Here is a 16,730-nt window from a genome sequence, read left to right as displayed (position 1 = left end):
CTACAGATTTTGCAGTAAACAATATTTTATCGTTGAAAATACCCCTATACTTAGGGTTAGGTAATCTTTTTTCCCATTATTGGGTCGTCATCCCATTGATAGCGGTTATGGTAGCATTTCTTTATTTAATAAATTACAAAATTGCTGCCTGGTGGTTTGCCATTACACAACTTGTTGCGATGTTGCTGACATGGGTTATTACAATTATTTTGCGCATCCATTGGCAGGATGGTCCTAAAATAGGTGAAACTATTCCTAACTTATTGTTGGTGTGGTGGTTGCAATTGCTCTTACTGCTAGTCATTATTATGCCACATTTGGTTAAGTCGAGAAAAATTCAAGTGATGATCAATATTTTAATTGGTTTATTTTGGTTATCAATTATGTTAGCCCGTATTCAATCTCATCATATGGCATTGACTAGTGGCTTGGGAGCAATTACCTTTGGTTATTTTTGGTGGCAGTTTAGTGCACAACAATATTATAAACGGGCGCGACATTGGCAAAAGGTACTTGAAATTGACGGGCGCGTGTAAGTGTGTTATTATTTTCATATTGTCAAAGAGGTTGCAGCCAACATGAGTCACATGAATGAGTCCGCCAGGATGTTGAAATCATGTAAAAGGGAAGGTTGCCGAAAGGGTTAACAGGCAAGATAACCTTTGGGCTAGTGATTAAGAGTTGCTAGACTGTCGCAGAAATGCGGTGCGCTTTGAAAAGTGATTATATAATGACTTTTTAAACCTCTTCCTGTTTGCTAAGGAGAGGTTTTTTTATTTTGAGAAGGAGATTTTATGTCTGAACATAAAGGGCACATACAGCGTAATTTAAAAACGCGCCATGTGTCAATGATTGCATTAGGTGGTTCAATTGGAACGGGCTTATTCGTAGCTTCGGGAGCCACTGTTGCGCAAGCAGGTCCTCTGGGTGCTATTGTCGCTTATTTAGCTATTGGTGTGATGGTTTATTTCTTAATGACTTCGCTGGGTGAAATGGCTACTTATTCACCAACTTCAGGTTCATTTTCCGACTATGCTGGTAAATATGTTGACCCAGCATTGGGATTTGCCATGGGATGGAACTACTGGTTTAATTGGGCTATAACATTAGCTGTCGACATTGTGGCAGTTGGCTTGGTGGCTGAATTTTGGTTTCCAAATACACCAGGGTGGATATTTTCCGCGATTGCTTTATTACTTATCTTCTTAATTAATATTTTTTCAGTTGGAACTTTTGGAGAAGCTGAGTTCTGGTTGTCGATGATTAAGGTAGTAACTATTATTGCCTTCTTGATTGTTGGTCTGGCTACTATTTTTGGTGTAATTCATTCTGACATCAATGTCATGAAGAACTTGTCGGTCGGTAATCACGGATTTGTTGGTGGACCTCAAGCTATCTTGTCAGTATTCGTTGTTGCTGGATTTTCTTTTCAAGGAACTGAGTTAATTGGTATTACTGCTGGAGAAGCAGAGGATCCTGATAAGTCAGTTCCCAAGGCGATAAATCAAGTGTTTTGGCGCATCTTATTGTTTTATATTCTGGCAATTTTTGTCATTTCCGCTCTGGTTTACTATAAAGATCCGCGCTTGTTGAGTTCTTCCACACAAAACATTGCGGTCTCACCATTTACAATCGTATTTAAAAACGCAGGAATTGCTTTTGCGGCTAGTTTAATGAATGCAGTTATCTTAACGTCAATTGTTTCGTCAGCAAATTCAGGTTCATATGCTTCTACACGTATGTTGTACGCTATGGCGCGTAAAGGGGATGCCCCTAAAATTTTTGCCAAGCTTTCAACTAGAGGGGTTCCAGTTGCAGCCTTAGTATTAACTACTGCGATTGGGTTATTAGCATTTATTGCTAACACCAAAGGGGGATCAGTTGCTTATACTTGGCTGGTCAATGCTTCTGGGTTAACTGGATTCATCGCTTGGGTCGGCATTGCTATCTCTCATTATCGCTTCCGAAGAGCTTATGTGGCGCAAGGAAAGAGTCTGTCTGATTTGAAATACAAGGCTAAGTGGTTCCCATTCGGTCCACTATTTGCGCTAGTGATTTCTATTGGTGTTATTATTGGTCAGGATCCGGACAGTTTTGCCCATCTAAATTGGGAAAAAATATTTGTGACCTACTTATCAGTTCCTTTGTTTGTAATCTTATACTTTTGGTACAAGGTTTCTCACAAAACGAAGCTAATTGCTCTAAAAGATGTTGATCTAAAACAATATAAATAAAGACATATAAAAAAGACACTACATCATTGTAGTGTCTTTTTTATATGAGCAATAACTTAACCGCGAACTACTAGGACGTCAACTTTAGCAGATCTCGTTACGAATTCAGTAACAGAACCAATAACTAAACGTTCTACAGCATTTAATCCAGTTGCACCAATAACAATCAAATCAGCATTGACTTCGTTAGGTACATCTTTAGCGATTAACGACTTGGGTGAACCATATTCGATTAGATAATCGACATTTTTAACACCAGCTTCAATTGCCTGTGCTTTGTATTTTTCTAAGCTTTTACGCGTTTCATCTGAAACTGCTTCAACCATTGTATCGTCAAAACTAGCCACATTTTGAAATGCACGGGTATCGATAACGTTTAAAATTGACAAGATGCCTTCATCACCAGCATCCAAGGTCAGTTCAATCGCGCGCGTTAATGCAGCTTCAGATTCTTTTGATCCATCCATTGGTACTAAAATCCTATGATAATTTGCTGTCATAATAACATCCCTTCTTGCAATATGCAATGCGTTCTTCTATATCTCTAGTATAGCGCTTTCATAATAAAATTAATAGTATGTTCTTTAACCTAATTAAACACTGGTTTTAATTTATACAAAAAAACGCCCACAAATGTGGACGCACAGGCTTAGCCCGGAACACTCAATTGATACCGTTAATCGCTACGCAGATTTTCCTCGAAATTATCGAGGTGGATGGTTCATCAAGATTGTCAGATTACCGAATGAAAGGGCATATCTTCTAAGTCCTGAATTCCCAACCGAAAATAAAAGTTGTAAGGAAAAAGCTGATGATGTAGCAATGCGTATATCTGAGGAATTCATATAGTATTATAACGCGAAAACTCGTTAACTGAAAGACTTGACTTTTTAGTTTAGCCCGTTTTCTTGTCGCAATTTTAGTGTCTGATAGACATCAAATAATTGTTGTTCAATTTTCGAATTACCTTTAGGATGAAAATACTGAGTGTTTGTCATTTTATCTGGTAAATATTGTTGAGCTACCCAATCATTATCATAGTCGTGCGGATATGTGTAATCTACACCGTGATTCAACTCCGAAGATCCCTTATAATGTGCATCTTTTAAATGATCAGGTATATCGTAAGATTTGCCATGACGAACATCACTAATAGCCAAGTCAATTGCTTTGTAGGCCGAATTAGATTTAGGTGAGAGAGAAAGTTCAATAATAGCATTGGCGATCGGAATTCTGGCTTCTGGAAATCCTAGTGTTTGCGCGGCTTGAATAGCAGTTACTGCCCGCTGAGCTGCCGGTGGATTTGCCAACCCAATATCTTCGTATGCAATAACGGTCAGTCGGCGTGCTAAAATCGGTAAATCACCGGATTCGATAATGCGGGCAGCGTAGTGTAACGCCGCATCGGTGTCGGATCCGCGAATTGATTTTTGTAGTGCTGAAATCACATCATAATGCGCATCCCCATCTTTATCTGCGGATAATGCTTTGCGTTGCACAGTCTCTTCAATGATTGGCAAACTGATATGAACGACACCCTTTTTATCTGCTTTTGTTGATAAAACCGCTAATTCTAAACCATTTAAAGCACTGCGTAAATCACCATTTGTTGCTCGCGATAACTGTAACATAGCGTTATCATCGAGAACGATATTGTATTGCCCAAGGCCTTTTTCTTTATCAGCAATGGCTCTTTTAACAGCGCTTGTGATATCTGTTTCACTTAGACTGTTAACTTCAAATATTTGCGTTCTAGAACGAATAGCTGGTGTGACATTAATATAAGGGTTTTCTGTCGTCGCACCGATTAATATAATTGCTCCGGACTCCAAATGTGGTAGTAAAAAGTCTTGTTTGATTTTGTTTAAGCGATGAATTTCGTCTAGTAACAAGACGACAGTCCCTGACATTTTTGCTTCTTCGACAACGATTTGTAAATCTTTTTGGCTATCGGTAGCAGCGTTTAGCATGCGAAACGCATATTTTGATGAACCGGCAATGGCACTAGCTATTGATGTTTTACCAGTACCAGGCGGCCCGTACAAAATCATCGAACTCAGACGATGAGCAGCGACCATACGCCAGATGATTTTGCCTTCACCAACTAAATGTTGTTGGCCAACAATCTCTTCAATTTTTGTGGGGCGCATACGGTACGCTAGCGGTTCTTGTGTCATAAACGTTTATCCTAAGTAAATATTATCTACGTTGACAGCAGTATTAGCGGCTAGTACCACTGCAATTGGATCTTCTTGATGTGCGGATTTTGTAGAGTCGGAAAGCAAGGTGAAACTATGTTTGCTCTGCGTTGCTAAACCAACATACGTTGAAAAATAGTCGCCGGCAAGTTGCTGATCAATTAGAACCTTGCCAATGCTATGTGATTTAAGTGATGCGGCAAATTGTGATTGGATGTTTGAATTGCCCAATTGAGATACCTTAATTGCGACAATGACACGTTCTCGGAACGTGCCAAGATAGCGGTTTTGCTCATCAGGGTTAATTTTTGGGCTGCCATTACCAAGCTGTTCTTGTTGTAAGCGTTCATTGACGTCCATGATTTTCTCCATTAATATTTGATACTTCTATTATACGTTATCTTAGTCGTTAATTTGTACCTAAACTCTCAGTCAATGGGGCGCAATGCTAAACCTACATGTTGCTTTGGTTATCTGGTATTAAACGTAATGCCCAAAGAGTTAAGATAATCGCTCCTAAGCCCAGAAAAATAATCGCGGTAGCTATACCAAACGAACCAAGAAATGGGGCGCCAATCAGCATTGATGATGCAATGACTTTTCCTAATTGAAAAATTGAACCATTAAAAGCAAGGTAGGCGCCACGTTTATTTTCTGGCATTAAATCGGCTAATTTTGATTGACGTGTTGGGACATACATCAATTCACCAAAAGATAATATAAAGCTTGAAAAAATTAATAAGGGTAGCGTGTTGACGTATGCTTGCAGAGCGTAGCCTAACGTAAATATTGTAGTACCCATTACAAATATTTTTTTCGTGTTGCGATTAGTTATCCAACGAGATATTGGTGCAGTAAACAAAACAATAATAGCTGTATTAATGCTTGTCAATAGACTTAACATTTTTACACCATCAAATGATATACCCAACCATTTTGTATGGATAAAACTTTGTGCCAAATGAATGGCGATAAAGTTAGTGCGTTGAAATTCAACACTAAGTAATAAGATGCCACCTAATGTGAAGATAACAAAACGAACATTGCATAATACAATCTGATAACTATGAAATACAGACTGAAACCCAACGTGACTTTTTATATTAACCATTTGTTCATGGGTTTCAGTAATTAAATATTTGGTCAAAAGTAACGAACTAATATTTATGATGACTAGAATAGTAGTAAGTAATAAGAAATGCCGTTCAAATAACCAGCCACCAATGATCATCCCAATCATCAATGCCAGGTTATTCGCCCAATAATTGATGGCATACATGAAGGCACGTGTTTTTTCAGTTGAGACGTCGATGAGCATTGCCTCGCTAGCTGGGCTAATCAAGCCACTAGCAATATTTCCAAGAAACATCATCACGAAGGTAAGCCAAGGAAAATGATAAACGGGTAGATTAGCGCAGACAATACCAATAGAAGCCAATAACTTAATGAACTCCCCAAAAAGAAGTAAACGTCGTCTCCCAAATACATCCGTTAAGTATCCACCATAAATGCCAGCTAGAAAAGAAATGATGATATTTATCATCATTAACACACCGGTGATTTGTGCATTGTAAGCATGAAAAAGGTAAATCGACATAAAAGGAAATATGAGAGAACTTCCGAGGCGACTTAAAAATTCAATTTGGATTCTTTTTCTGATGTTTGGATGTAAATTTTTCCACATATTGTTTATCCTACTTTCAAACGATATGTTAAGATTATAAAATAGACATCTAGATATTAAAATGGACATCTATATAGAAAAATGTCCACTTTAAAAGGTGAGTGAAATTAATGATTGACCAGACATACTTTGATTTACGAATGACATATCAACAATTTGGGCAAAAACTAACTATCAGTATTTCTGAATTAGCTAAGTTTTGGTCGATATCAACAAAGCAGGTTAAACGTCGTTTACGCGCTTATGAAGAGCAAAAACTTTTGCATTATTACCCCGGACAAGGGCGTGGACATCTAACGCAAATCATTTTTCAAAGTAGCTTCAGAGATGAGGTGATTATGGAGATGAAGCAAGCAATTGTTACTGAGGACACAATAACGATTTTCTACTTGCTAAAATTATCAGTACCTGCCAGCTGGCTGGCATCTTTTCGGGGAAATCTCACTAATTTTTTAGGCATACAAACGTATAGTGAAAATAAGCGTGTTTTAAGACAGCTGGCGACACGTCCTATTACTACTTTAGATCCTGTTCAAGTGGCCATTCGACGTGAGTATCAATTAGTTTTGCAGTTGGGAGATACATTAGTTCAATTCGATGAAGGATTGAAAGCTGGATTGGCTCACCATTGGCAGTCAAATAACGATGCCACCGTTTGGACGTTTTATTTGCGCAAAGGGGTACGATTTCATAATGGGAAAACGATGACAGCGGTTGATGTGAAACGCACGTTTGAACGAGTTCGAAATGAAGTGGGGGAATCGTACTGGCAACTTGTTAATTTAGTGGATATCATCTTGCTAGCAGATGATATTGTCCAGTTCAAATTTTCAGCACCTGAACCCTTATTCGTGAGATATGTTGTTGATGCAAAATATGTTATTGTTGATTGTGATGTTGAATTTGATGAAATTCATTGGGTGGGGACAGGTGCATTTCAGGTGACGGAAAGTACTGATACGACGTTCAAACTGGCGGCTTTTGATGATTATTACGGGTTGCGTCCGATGATAGATGAAGTAGTTTATTATTTAGTAGATGACTGGAAAGTTGTGTCAGGTCTCCTTAATCCGGCGGATTACGGCAATCATGATTATGTGAAAAAGAAGCATACATTTCCTGGTGCAGAGTTTATTATTTCCAACTTAAAACGCCCAACAATAATTCAACAACCATTCGTTCGATCAGCTTTATATCATGTTATTGATACACGAGTTTACGATGGCATTGGCGGAATTCCTGCCAGTCATTATGATTCTCGTGATTCAGCAGTACGAAGGGATAAAACATTAGCGCAGGCTCAAAAAAAATTAAATCAAGCGAACTATCAAGGGGAGCCTGTCGTTCTAGCTACGTTATCACATTCAAAAGAAGCTGAAGAACTTTCAAAATGGATTCAAAGGCGTGCTAAGAAAATCGGATTGAACATGGAAATAATTTACTATAATTTTGCTACAGATTACTATACTGAATTTTTAGAAAAAAATGCAGACTTAGTCATGTTGGCTGACATTCCCATGAACCTCGATGAATTTGCGTACATTGAATTTGTTAGTAGTCCGACATTGCTTGTACAAAGAATGCTAACGCCGTCGTTATTAGAACAACTTCAGTATTTAATTTTTCTTTTCAAACAAACTGAAAATGAAAAAGACCGACATCTTATTTATTTGAAAATTGATAATTGGCTAATAAAACAAAACATCTTATTTTACACGACTCATGCTGTTCGAGAAATATATGTCCATCATTTTTTAGTAAATGAAGGGTATCAATATGATTATAAAAATGCTTGGAAAATGCCAGAAATAAATAATTAAACGAATAAAAAAGTTCGCACAAAAAGGCAGCCCAAAATCAGGCTGCCTTTTTGCTCGTTACTAATAAAAATTAAAAAACGTCACCCAAATATGGTGACGTTTCAACCAACTAAGAATTAAAATATTAACCCAAGTGGTTGTAATATTCGACGATCAACGCTTCGTTGATGTCAGCATCTAGCTCTTCACGTTCTGGCAAACGAACGAGTGAACCTTCAAGCTTTTCAGTGTCTAATGATACGAATTGTGGGCGAGCCACAACTGATTCGATAGCAGCTTGAATAGGCAAGATGTTCTTTGACTTTTCGCGAACTGATACAACTTGTCCAGGTTGAACGCTGTATGAAGGAATATCAACGCGCTTACCATCTACTAAGATATGACCATGATTAACAAGTTGACGTGCTTGTTGGCGTGTTGTTGCCAAACCGAGACGATAAACAACTGAATCTAAACGTTGTTCCAATGAGATCATGAAGTTAGTACCATGAGTACCCTTACGAATCTTACCAGCCTTGTTAAACAAAGCTTTGAATTGACGTTCAGTCAAACCGTAAGTAAAACGCAACTTTTGCTTTTCGCGCAATTGCATTCCGTATTCAGAAATTTTAGCACGACGGCCGGCACCGTGATCACCAGGTGCGTAAGCACGACGTGACAATTCTTTACCAGTACCAGACAATGAAACACCTAAGCGACGTGAGATACGCCACTTTGGACCTGTATAACGTGACATGTATATGTCCTCCAAAATGTATTATGCTGTACATTTGAGGGTAAGTACCAGATGCGTGCAGCGCCTATCTTGACGTTTCTCAGAGCCAGTAGCTATGGCCTTACTAACGATTTGGGGCGTTGTTGACGCGCTTCTTTACTTACTGCTACTCAATTTAACAACTTATTACATAATATCAGAACCATTAAGGAATAGCAAATTGTTAAGAAAATTGTAAACGATTTGAGATTTAGCAAATCTTCTTTAATTGAATCGTATAAGTGCTAAGATGGAAAGTGAAAATTAAAAGGTTGGAAACTATCCATATGTTTAACTTTACAGTCTTAGCAATTATATTACTTTTGGTTGTCATCGCTTATTTAGCAATATTTGTGATGCAAAGAACTACGGTCAAAAAAGTTAGTGACCTCAGAGCAAGAAAAGATCAGCTTGAATCTTTGAAAGTTCGCGAAGAGCTTGTCGAGGGACGAAAGTTACCTTTAACAGGTCAGTCTTTAAAGAACTATCAGAAATTTGAGAGTTCTTTTAATGATGTTCAAAATAATAAGTTTTTGAAAATTGATCAACAAGCTAATTTAGTACTTTTTGAGGCTCGAGGCATCAACTTTATTAAAACGCGTAATGAATTAGAACGTTTGCAAGGTATGGTGGATGATACGGAAACCACCATTAAAGATGTGCGGGCTGGTCTGCTTGATTTAAAGAAAACTGATGAAGAGCATCGCGAGGCAATCAACGATCTTAAGAAGAAGTATGAAGGATTGCGTAAGCGTTTGCTTGCTGAAAACTTTAAGTTTGGACCAGCTAACCCTGCTCTAGATAAGTTTTTGAGTCAATTAGAAGCAGACTACGATGAGTTTACAGAGTTAACAGAGAATGGTGACCACGCTACGGCCTCTGATATTTATGAGCAATTAGCGATGGAAACAACTCAAATGGAAAAAATGATGGCTGATATTCCAGATTTGTTTGATCAATTAAACATTAAGTATGTTGATCAATTAAATGAACTAGCCCAAGGGCACACTAAGCTTGTAGAAGCCGGTTATGTTTTTCCAAACGATAGCGTGGAGCAAGAACTTCAAGCAATTGACTCACAACGTCAGCAAGTTTTGAATTTATTAGCAGATTTGAAGCTAAAGGAAGTAACGGAACAAACTGGATATATCGAACAGCGCATTGATGCAATGTACGAAACGATGGAAACGGAAGTAACGGCGCGCAAGCACGTCACTAAAAATGCCGATCGTCTATCTTCTGATTTGTTACGTCTGCGTGAGCAGAATCAGACACTATCGATCGAGCTGGATAGATTAGGTCAAAGCTTCCAATTTAATCATAAAGAGTTGGAAACACGACGTACTTTACTTGAACAAATCAACATGGCAGAGGAGCAAATTAATCATAATGATGATTTGCTTGAGGCCAAAGAAATATCATACAGTGAGTTGCAAATTCAGCAAGAAAAATTGCTGAAGCAGTTTGAAGAAATTGAGACACAACAGGTAGACAATTGGGATAAAATTTCTGGTCTAGAAAAAGCTGACCGATCAGCTAGACAGCTGGGTGGGCAATACCAAAAAGAAGTTGAAGCCATTAAGCATGCTGTTGAACGGATGAATTTGCCTGGCTTACCAGTCGCTTATCTAGAATATTTTTACGCTGTATCAAACGAATTAAAGCGTCTCGCTAAGTCATTAAATACAAATTTGATTGATATGGATGAGGTACAACGTCAATTGAACATTGTATCAGCTGACATTGATACATTAAAAGAAAAGACAGAAGAAATTGTTGATCAGGCTGCACTGACGGAACAGCTATTACAATATGCTAATCGTTATCGTGCTTCGAATGAGCGTGTTGCTGCTGCAAGCGAGCAAGCACGGATGTTTTACGAGAGGGATTATAATTTCAAGCAGGCAATGGATATCCTCGGCTCAGCTCTTGACAGTGCTGAACCGGGTGTTTATGAAAGATTAGTTGATTCATACATGCGTCGAAAAACACCATTAGTATAGTAAAAATAAAAGGAGCCACCGCTATTGAGCGGTGGCTCCTTTTATGTTAGGTTATGATAATTTAGAATGCTTAATGCCATAGGAGAAGTACCAGATAACACCAAGTAGTAACCAGAGGCCAAACATTTTGAGTGTCTCGTCAGATAGCTGTGTAATAAAGAACAAACTTATCATACCTGCAATAAACGGTACAATTGGATAGCCAGGTACTTTGAAACCATCGTGAGCTAAATCTTTACGACGACGAAGGATTAAGATACCAAAATTGATAAAGGCGAATGCTGTTAAAGTACCTGCATTAATTAAACTAGCCAATGTGCTGAGGGGGATAAGGCCCGCAAAAATAACCTCAACGGCAACTGCCAAAATTAGTGCATTTACTGGTAAATGCGATCCTGGTGATATTTTACCTAGGCTGCGGGGGAGCAAACCGTCACGCCCGAAGGAATAAGTTAAACGGGATGAAGCATAGATCAAGGCTAATACAGCTGTGAACATACCGATTAACGCACCAATAGTAATGACGATAGAGAACTGTGTTTGATGGACAACTTGCAGAGCAAATGCTGCTGGGTCATCAACACCAAGTTTTTTATAATTGACAATTCCCGTTAACACTATAGAGAAGAGTGTATATAATAGGGCTGAAATAATAACCGTACCAACAATACCCTTGGCCATTGTCTTTTGTGGGTTCTTAACTTCAGCAGCGTGGGCGGCGATGGTATCAAAGCCTAGAAAAGCAAAAATAATGCTGGCGGTTGCGGCCCAAATTCCGTTCAAACCGCCAAATCCACTGTGAAATTCTTTAGGGTAAAATGGTACATAATTGCTTGTTTTAATAAAAAATGATCCGCCAACAATGAACAAGATTAAAATGGCAATTTTGATAACGACTGCGCCATTTTCAACTTTCTTTGAGGTGTTTAATCCTCGTGATAGTATAGCAGCGACGAATAAAATAATTAATACTGCAAATAAATTGACAATTCCGCCCTCCATTGGACCGGCAGATAGATATTTAGGGATGTGAATGCCAAATATAGCTAATAAATTACCAAGGTAGGCTGAAAATCCGGTTGCAATTGCTGATACTGCTAAGAAATATTCAACAATTAATGACCAACCCAATAGCCAACCAATGATTTCTCCGTAAATAGCACCCCCGTATGAGTAAGCTGAGCCAGCAACTGGCATGGCTGCTGAGAACTCAGCAAAAGCCATACCTGATAATCCAGAGAAAATTGCAGCAATTAGAAATGCAATAGCGACTGCTGGACCTGCATGATCAGCGGCTTCGTGGCCGGGTAAAATAAATATTCCTGTACCAATGACTGTGCCTACTCCTAGACTAATTAAGTCGCGCGTTGTTAAAACACGCGACATATGTGAATCTGCACTCAGGTAATTATCAACAGATTCCCGCTTAAAAGCTCGTGCAAGAAGTGACATAATAGTTCTCCCATTTTTAATAGTTTTTGTACACCAGCTATTTTATCAATTTCAAGTATACTTGTCGAACTTTATAAATAGTTTTACGATACAATAATAACTAAGGAATTTGAATGATGAAAAATAACAAAGTTTTTGTAATTACTGGTGCCACAGGTGTCGGTAAGACAACAATTGCCCGCTATTTGCAAGATACATATCGGATGCCACGAGTTTTAACGCATACAACGCGCCCCCCGCGGGAGCGGGAAGAGGACGGCATAGCCTATTATTTTGAAACTGATAATAGTTTTGAAAAGAATCATTATTTGGAACGGGTGCAGTATGCTGGGTATAAGTACGGCTCATCATACGAGGCATTAGAGCGCGCTTGGGGAAAAAATCCATATGCAACAATTGTCTTGGACACTGCGGGGGCTATTACGTATTCTCAGGAACTAGGTGAACAAGCTGTAATCATTTTCGTTACAGTCACGCATCCTGATATGTTAATTGACCGCGTGCAAGTTCGAGGAGATGATCCATTAGTGGTTGAACAACGAATAGCCTCGCCAGAATTTTTACGCGACGTAACTTTGCCAAAAGAACTGAAGAATGTTGCCTACGAACTAGCGAACGATGATTGGGCAAAAACTAAAGTACGTCTCGATCTACTTGTCAATGATATTATGAGCGGCCGTAGTCTTCCCAAAAAAGGTAAAATGTGATTTTGTTAATAAGAAACTTGACAAATGATGGAATTAATATTAAAATTAATCTCATAAAAATAAAAAAGGTTTTAACACAATGTCACATTTAATGAACAAAACTACAGCAAATTTTTACTTTAAGTATTTTGGCTAACTATCCAAGTACTTAAGGCATTTTGCGTAGGTATTCGGATTAACCCTCTGAATGCCTAGTGAGTTCATCTACATTTGAGCAAACGCACATTCAGAATTTTTTCTGGATGTGCGTTTTGTGTTAAATTAGGGAGAAAATTATGCCAGAAGTAAAACCCTCGTTATTGAATAATCTCAATCAACATTTGAAACTTGTTGGTCCATCTGCTATTCGAGCATTTGATATTGAGGTGAGTGAGATTCCAGATATTATTAAGCTGACGTTAGGGGAACCGGATTTTAATGTACCCGATCACATCAAACAAGCGGCAATTCGGTCGATTGAAGCAAATGATTCACACTATGCTGCATCAAATGGTACGATCCATTTACGTGAGGCTGCGGCTGGATTTTTGGCAGACCGTTATGATATCGATTACGATCCTACTAACGAAATTATTGTAACTATAGGGGCAACTGAAGCTATTTATGATACGCTCACAACTATATTAAATCCGGGGGATAAAATAATACTCCCTACACCGATTTTTCCATTATATATAGCAGTGGGATTAGTAGATGGTGCTGAACCAGTATTTATCGACACTTCTTCAAATGATTTTGTGTTAAGTCCAGAGATGCTCAAGGCTGCAATTGCCAAGCATGGGGATGATATCAAAGCTGTTGTATTAAACTTTCCATCTAATCCAACTGGGGTTACTTACAATGATGAACAAATAAAAGCGATTGCAGATGTTTTGCGTGGTACTGACATTATTGTTATTTCCGATGAGATTTACTCTGAGCTATCATATGAAAATAGTCATGTATCAATGGCTAAATATTTGCCTGAACAAACAATTTTGCTGAATGGTGTTTCAAAATCACATGCAATGACTGGTTATCGCATTGGTATTTTGGCTGGCCCAGCACAATTGGTTCAAAAAATAGCGATGATTCACCAATTTGCAACAACAACTGCCTCTAATCCAGCTATGGCTGCAGCTACAGAGGCGTTAGGAACAGAGGCAGGGCGGCAAGATACGTTAGTCATGAAGGCTGAGTATCTTCAACGACGTGATTATGTCTATGACACAATGACACAACTTGGTTTTAAAGTTGCTAAACCAGATGGAGCATTTTATATTTTTGCTAAAATACCGGCTGGCTATATTCAGGATGATTTTGCTTTTGCTCGTGATTTAGCTCAAAATAATGGTCTAGCTTTGATTCCAGGTTCGTCATTTGGTCCTGGAGGAGAAGGGTATGTTCGACTAAGCTATGCGGCATCCATTGAAACATTGCAAAAAGCTATGCACCGTTTGACTGCTTATATGGAAGAAAATGGTAAATGAATAAAATATTGATGACAAGTGTGCGTAGTGACGAAGAGCAGGCTATTCGTCACTACGCTGAAAAGAATAATGTGGAAATAGTGATTTCTCGTGATGATTTCCATCCTGAAACACTACCTGATTTAACAGAAATTGACGGATTAGTCATACAACAAACTGCAAAAATTGGTGGGGATCAACAATTTTATCATCATATTGCTAAACAAATAACTCAAATAGCGACACGGACTGCTGGTTATGACATGATTGAAGTTGATCTGGCTAAAAAAGCTGGTTTGAAAATAACAAATGTACCAGCCTATTCACCAAGATCAGTAGCCGAAATGGCGCTTATGCAGATCCTGAGATTATTGCGTCATACGCCAGAATTTGACAAACGGATTGCTAACAATGATTTTCGCTGGACAGGTCTTCAAGCGAGAGAAATTCACTCTGTTACTATCGGCATTGTCGGTGTAGGACGAATTGGTGGGACATTGGCAAAACTACTAAATAGTATTGGTGTCAATGTCTTAGGTTACGATACAGACCGCGATGCTTCACTTTGTGATGTGATTACCTACGTTACAAAAGATGAGCTATTGGCACAAAGTGACGTAATCAGTTTACATGTCGATTTAAATGAAACTTCAATTCATTTGCTTTCTGAGGCGGATTTCCTAAAAATGAAAAAGGGTGTGTTGTTAATAAATGCTTCGCGTGGCCCAGTTATCAACACAAGTGATTTAATTACTTTTTTAGAGAATGGTCAAGTGGGTGCCGTGGCACTGGATACGGTGGAAAATGAGTCCGGTGTTTTCAATCACGATTTACATGATCAGGGGGTGCAAGATGCACGCATCCAAAAACTATTATCAATGTCAAACGTCATTATTACGCCACATGTTGGCTTCTTTACTAACATAGCCGTCAAGAACATGGTTGACATTTCGTTAGATGATACTTTAATGATACTAAACGGACAATCTTCACCACACGAAGTTTAAATTAAGCGCTTCGGCGCATACATAGGAAAGAAATATGAAATCAGTTAAAAATAGTTCCGCGGCAACAATAAAAAAATTCATTATTGATATATTGAATGGTACGAGCTTGGGTGTAGTTTTGACTTTAATTCCTAGTGCATTGGTCAGTCAATTACTGTTATTGTTTTCTGGTAACGAAATTGCTACCCAGATTGCGTTTATGACGACACTGATTCAAAGTACATTGCCATTAGTAGCAGGATTTGCTGTGGGTCAAATTTTAAAATTGACAGTAATTGATTCAGGCGCCATCGCGCTTTCGATGTTTGTTTCTGCTGGTGTTGTGAAAAGCACAGCCAATGGCGCAATCATTTCTGGTAGCGGTGTGATGCTCAATATTTTGCTCGTAGCGTTTTTGGCATCTATATTGGTGAAGTTCACTGAGAAATCTTTTGGACATTTTAAAATATTATTACAGCCATTATTTGTAGCGGTTATTGCCGGCGGTATTGGGCTGATGACTTTACAGCCGATCAGTGTCTTGCAAACATGGATAGGGGATGGCGTCGCTTATGCTACTGAATTAACACCACTAGTAATGGGCGCGGTCTTGGGGGTGATTTTTGCTTTTCTTATTGTTTCCCCGTTATCTTCGGTAGGTATTGCAATGGCTATTAGCCTGGCAGGAGTTGGATCAGGCGCTGCTAATGCAGGAATTACAGTGGCAAGTTTTACATTAGCGTTAATGGGCGCTAGTGTGAATCCCATTGGTGGTACGTTGGCGCATTTTGTTGGCTCGCCAAAAATTCAAATGGCAAATATGTTAGTGAAACCCAAACTATTTATACCAACAAGTATTGGTGCGGCAATAATGGGGGCGGTAGCAACTATGTTGAATATCAAAGGGACGCCATTTTCCGCAGGATTTGGATTCTCTGGATTAGTCGGTCCGTTGACGGCTTGGTCGGAATCAGACAAAAGTCTTGTATCTATATTCAGCATTCTGCTGGTATTTGTCATACTTCCTGTTATTATCGCCACAGTTTTAAAATGGTTATTCATGACTAAGTTAAAAATGATTAAAGCAGAAGATCTCAAGCTAACGTTGCAGTAATTACTTAAGTAAAGGTAAAGGCAAAAGAACGAAAAGGAGGGAAGGGGTAAAAAAAGGGCGGATAAAGCGAATGAGGAGGTAAAGTAAGGGGATAAAAGGGGATAAAAAGCGAACGAAGGAAAGAGATAAAAAACAAGTAAAAAAAGTAGTTGACGAGGGGGAATAAAGTTGGTATATTAGTATATGTTCCGACGGAGCGAAGCGACGCAAAGCGTTGCGAGGCAAGGGGGAGCGGCAGCGTAAGGACAGTGAGGTCAACGAAAACTTCTTAAAAGAAGTAGTTGACAAAGCGAAACGAGCGTGGTAAGATAATATAGTTGTCTCAGCGAC

The 16,730-nt window shown here is 38.7% G+C and carries 14 protein-coding genes and 1 riboswitch; of the genes, 8 read left to right on the top strand and 6 right to left on the bottom strand.

The window, feature by feature from the left end; genetic code table 11:
* Positions 1-107 precede the first annotated feature (107 nt).
* Both RHP64_RS09195 and RHP64_RS09190 read left to right on the top strand, forming a co-directional pair.
* Positions 108-536 (top strand): hypothetical protein, encoded by a 429-nt coding sequence (locus RHP64_RS09195; RefSeq protein ID WP_223318531.1) that lies wholly within the window; start codon positions 108-110, stop codon positions 534-536.
* Between the two features lie 17 nt (positions 537-553).
* Positions 554-721, top strand: a riboswitch (Lysine riboswitch).
* A gap of 73 nt (positions 722-794) precedes the next feature.
* Positions 795-2,234: an amino acid permease gene (locus RHP64_RS09190; protein ID WP_011680420.1), complete on the top strand. Its 1,440-nt coding sequence runs from the start codon at positions 795-797 to the stop codon at positions 2,232-2,234.
* Positions 2,235-2,290: 56 nt separating this feature from the next.
* On the opposite strand, the gene RHP64_RS09185 is transcribed toward RHP64_RS09190, so the two are convergent.
* From RHP64_RS09185 to RHP64_RS09170, 4 genes are all read right to left on the bottom strand, one after another.
* Positions 2,291-2,734 carry a universal stress protein gene (locus RHP64_RS09185; RefSeq protein ID WP_011680419.1) on the bottom strand — a complete coding sequence of 148 codons (444 nt, stop codon included), beginning with the start codon at positions 2,732-2,734 and terminating at the stop codon, positions 2,291-2,293.
* Between the two features lie 390 nt (positions 2,735-3,124).
* A complete protein-coding gene (locus RHP64_RS09180; RefSeq protein ID WP_011680417.1) occupies positions 3,125-4,411 on the bottom strand; it encodes a replication-associated recombination protein A in 1,287 nt (428 codons plus the stop codon).
* Positions 4,412-4,417: 6 nt separating this feature from the next.
* Positions 4,418-4,792, bottom strand: coding sequence for a DUF1694 domain-containing protein (locus RHP64_RS09175; RefSeq protein ID WP_011680416.1), 375 nt, complete (start codon positions 4,790-4,792; stop codon positions 4,418-4,420).
* 94 nt (positions 4,793-4,886) lie between these two features.
* Positions 4,887-6,116, bottom strand: a complete 1,230-nt coding sequence (locus RHP64_RS09170; protein WP_462785046.1) for an MDR family MFS transporter — start codon at positions 6,114-6,116, stop codon at positions 4,887-4,889.
* Between the two features lie 110 nt (positions 6,117-6,226).
* Between RHP64_RS09170 and RHP64_RS09165 the strand changes: the two genes are divergently transcribed.
* A complete protein-coding gene (locus RHP64_RS09165; protein WP_025268500.1) occupies positions 6,227-7,936 on the top strand; it encodes an ABC transporter substrate-binding protein in 1,710 nt (569 codons plus the stop codon).
* A 124-nt stretch (positions 7,937-8,060) separates the two neighbouring features.
* On the opposite strand, the gene rpsD is transcribed toward RHP64_RS09165, so the two are convergent.
* Positions 8,061-8,672 (bottom strand): 30S ribosomal protein S4, encoded by a 612-nt coding sequence (gene rpsD, locus RHP64_RS09160; RefSeq protein WP_011680413.1) that lies wholly within the window; start codon positions 8,670-8,672, stop codon positions 8,061-8,063.
* A gap of 305 nt (positions 8,673-8,977) precedes the next feature.
* Between rpsD and ezrA the strand changes: the two genes are divergently transcribed.
* The gene (gene ezrA / locus RHP64_RS09155; RefSeq protein WP_025268499.1) at positions 8,978-10,693 is read left to right on the top strand and encodes a septation ring formation regulator EzrA; all 1,716 of its coding nucleotides are present in this window, start codon (positions 8,978-8,980) and stop codon (positions 10,691-10,693) included.
* Positions 10,694-10,744: 51 nt separating this feature from the next.
* On the opposite strand, the gene RHP64_RS09150 is transcribed toward ezrA, so the two are convergent.
* On the bottom strand, positions 10,745-12,145 hold the full coding sequence (locus RHP64_RS09150) for an APC family permease (protein WP_025268498.1): 1,401 nt from the start codon (positions 12,143-12,145) through the stop codon (positions 10,745-10,747).
* Between the two features lie 116 nt (positions 12,146-12,261).
* Here RHP64_RS09150 and RHP64_RS09145 point away from each other — a divergent pair, with 116 nt between their 5' ends.
* From RHP64_RS09145 to RHP64_RS09130, 4 genes are all read left to right on the top strand, one after another.
* Positions 12,262-12,852, top strand: coding sequence for a nucleoside/nucleotide kinase family protein (locus tag RHP64_RS09145; RefSeq protein ID WP_011680410.1), 591 nt, complete (start codon positions 12,262-12,264; stop codon positions 12,850-12,852).
* Between the two features lie 275 nt (positions 12,853-13,127).
* Positions 13,128-14,321, top strand: coding sequence for an aminotransferase class I/II-fold pyridoxal phosphate-dependent enzyme (locus tag RHP64_RS09140; RefSeq protein ID WP_025268497.1), 1,194 nt, complete (start codon positions 13,128-13,130; stop codon positions 14,319-14,321).
* Positions 14,318-15,307, top strand: a complete 990-nt coding sequence (locus RHP64_RS09135) for a D-2-hydroxyacid dehydrogenase (RefSeq protein ID WP_025268496.1) — start codon at positions 14,318-14,320, stop codon at positions 15,305-15,307. Before RHP64_RS09140 ends, RHP64_RS09135 begins: the two co-directional genes overlap by 4 nt.
* Positions 15,308-15,341: 34 nt before the next feature.
* Positions 15,342-16,400, top strand: coding sequence for a PTS sugar transporter subunit IIC (locus RHP64_RS09130; RefSeq protein ID WP_025268495.1), 1,059 nt, complete (start codon positions 15,342-15,344; stop codon positions 16,398-16,400).
* Positions 16,401-16,730 lie beyond the last annotated feature (330 nt).

Source organism: Leuconostoc sp. XM4, assembly GCF_055698815.1.
Note: the sequence above shows the minus strand (reverse complement) of the source record. Positions and strands in the feature narration are given on the sequence as shown.

Bases quoted from the DNA above. Each gene is read 5' to 3' on its own strand.
- RHP64_RS09195 (WP_223318531.1), top strand. From the start codon at position 108: ATGGTAGCATTTCTTTATTTAATAAATTACAAAATTGCTGCCTGGTGG.
- RHP64_RS09190 (WP_011680420.1), top strand. From the start codon at position 795: ATGTCTGAACATAAAGGGCACATACAGCGTAATTTAAAAACGCGCCAT.
- RHP64_RS09185 (WP_011680419.1), bottom strand. From the start codon at position 2,734: ATGACAGCAAATTATCATAGGATTTTAGTACCAATGGATGGATCAAAA.
- RHP64_RS09180 (WP_011680417.1), bottom strand. From the start codon at position 4,411: ATGACACAAGAACCGCTAGCGTACCGTATGCGCCCCACAAAAATTGAA.
- RHP64_RS09175 (WP_011680416.1), bottom strand. From the start codon at position 4,792: ATGGACGTCAATGAACGCTTACAACAAGAACAGCTTGGTAATGGCAGC.
- RHP64_RS09170 (WP_462785046.1), bottom strand. From the start codon at position 6,116: ATGTGGAAAAATTTACATCCAAACATCAGAAAAAGAATCCAAATTGAA.
- RHP64_RS09165 (WP_025268500.1), top strand. From the start codon at position 6,227: ATGATTGACCAGACATACTTTGATTTACGAATGACATATCAACAATTT.
- rpsD (WP_011680413.1), bottom strand. From the start codon at position 8,672: ATGTCACGTTATACAGGTCCAAAGTGGCGTATCTCACGTCGCTTAGGT.
- ezrA (WP_025268499.1), top strand. From the start codon at position 8,978: ATGTTTAACTTTACAGTCTTAGCAATTATATTACTTTTGGTTGTCATC.
- RHP64_RS09150 (WP_025268498.1), bottom strand. From the start codon at position 12,145: ATGTCACTTCTTGCACGAGCTTTTAAGCGGGAATCTGTTGATAATTAC.
- RHP64_RS09145 (WP_011680410.1), top strand. From the start codon at position 12,262: ATGAAAAATAACAAAGTTTTTGTAATTACTGGTGCCACAGGTGTCGGT.
- RHP64_RS09140 (WP_025268497.1), top strand. From the start codon at position 13,128: ATGCCAGAAGTAAAACCCTCGTTATTGAATAATCTCAATCAACATTTG.
- RHP64_RS09135 (WP_025268496.1), top strand. From the start codon at position 14,318: ATGAATAAAATATTGATGACAAGTGTGCGTAGTGACGAAGAGCAGGCT.
- RHP64_RS09130 (WP_025268495.1), top strand. From the start codon at position 15,342: ATGAAATCAGTTAAAAATAGTTCCGCGGCAACAATAAAAAAATTCATT.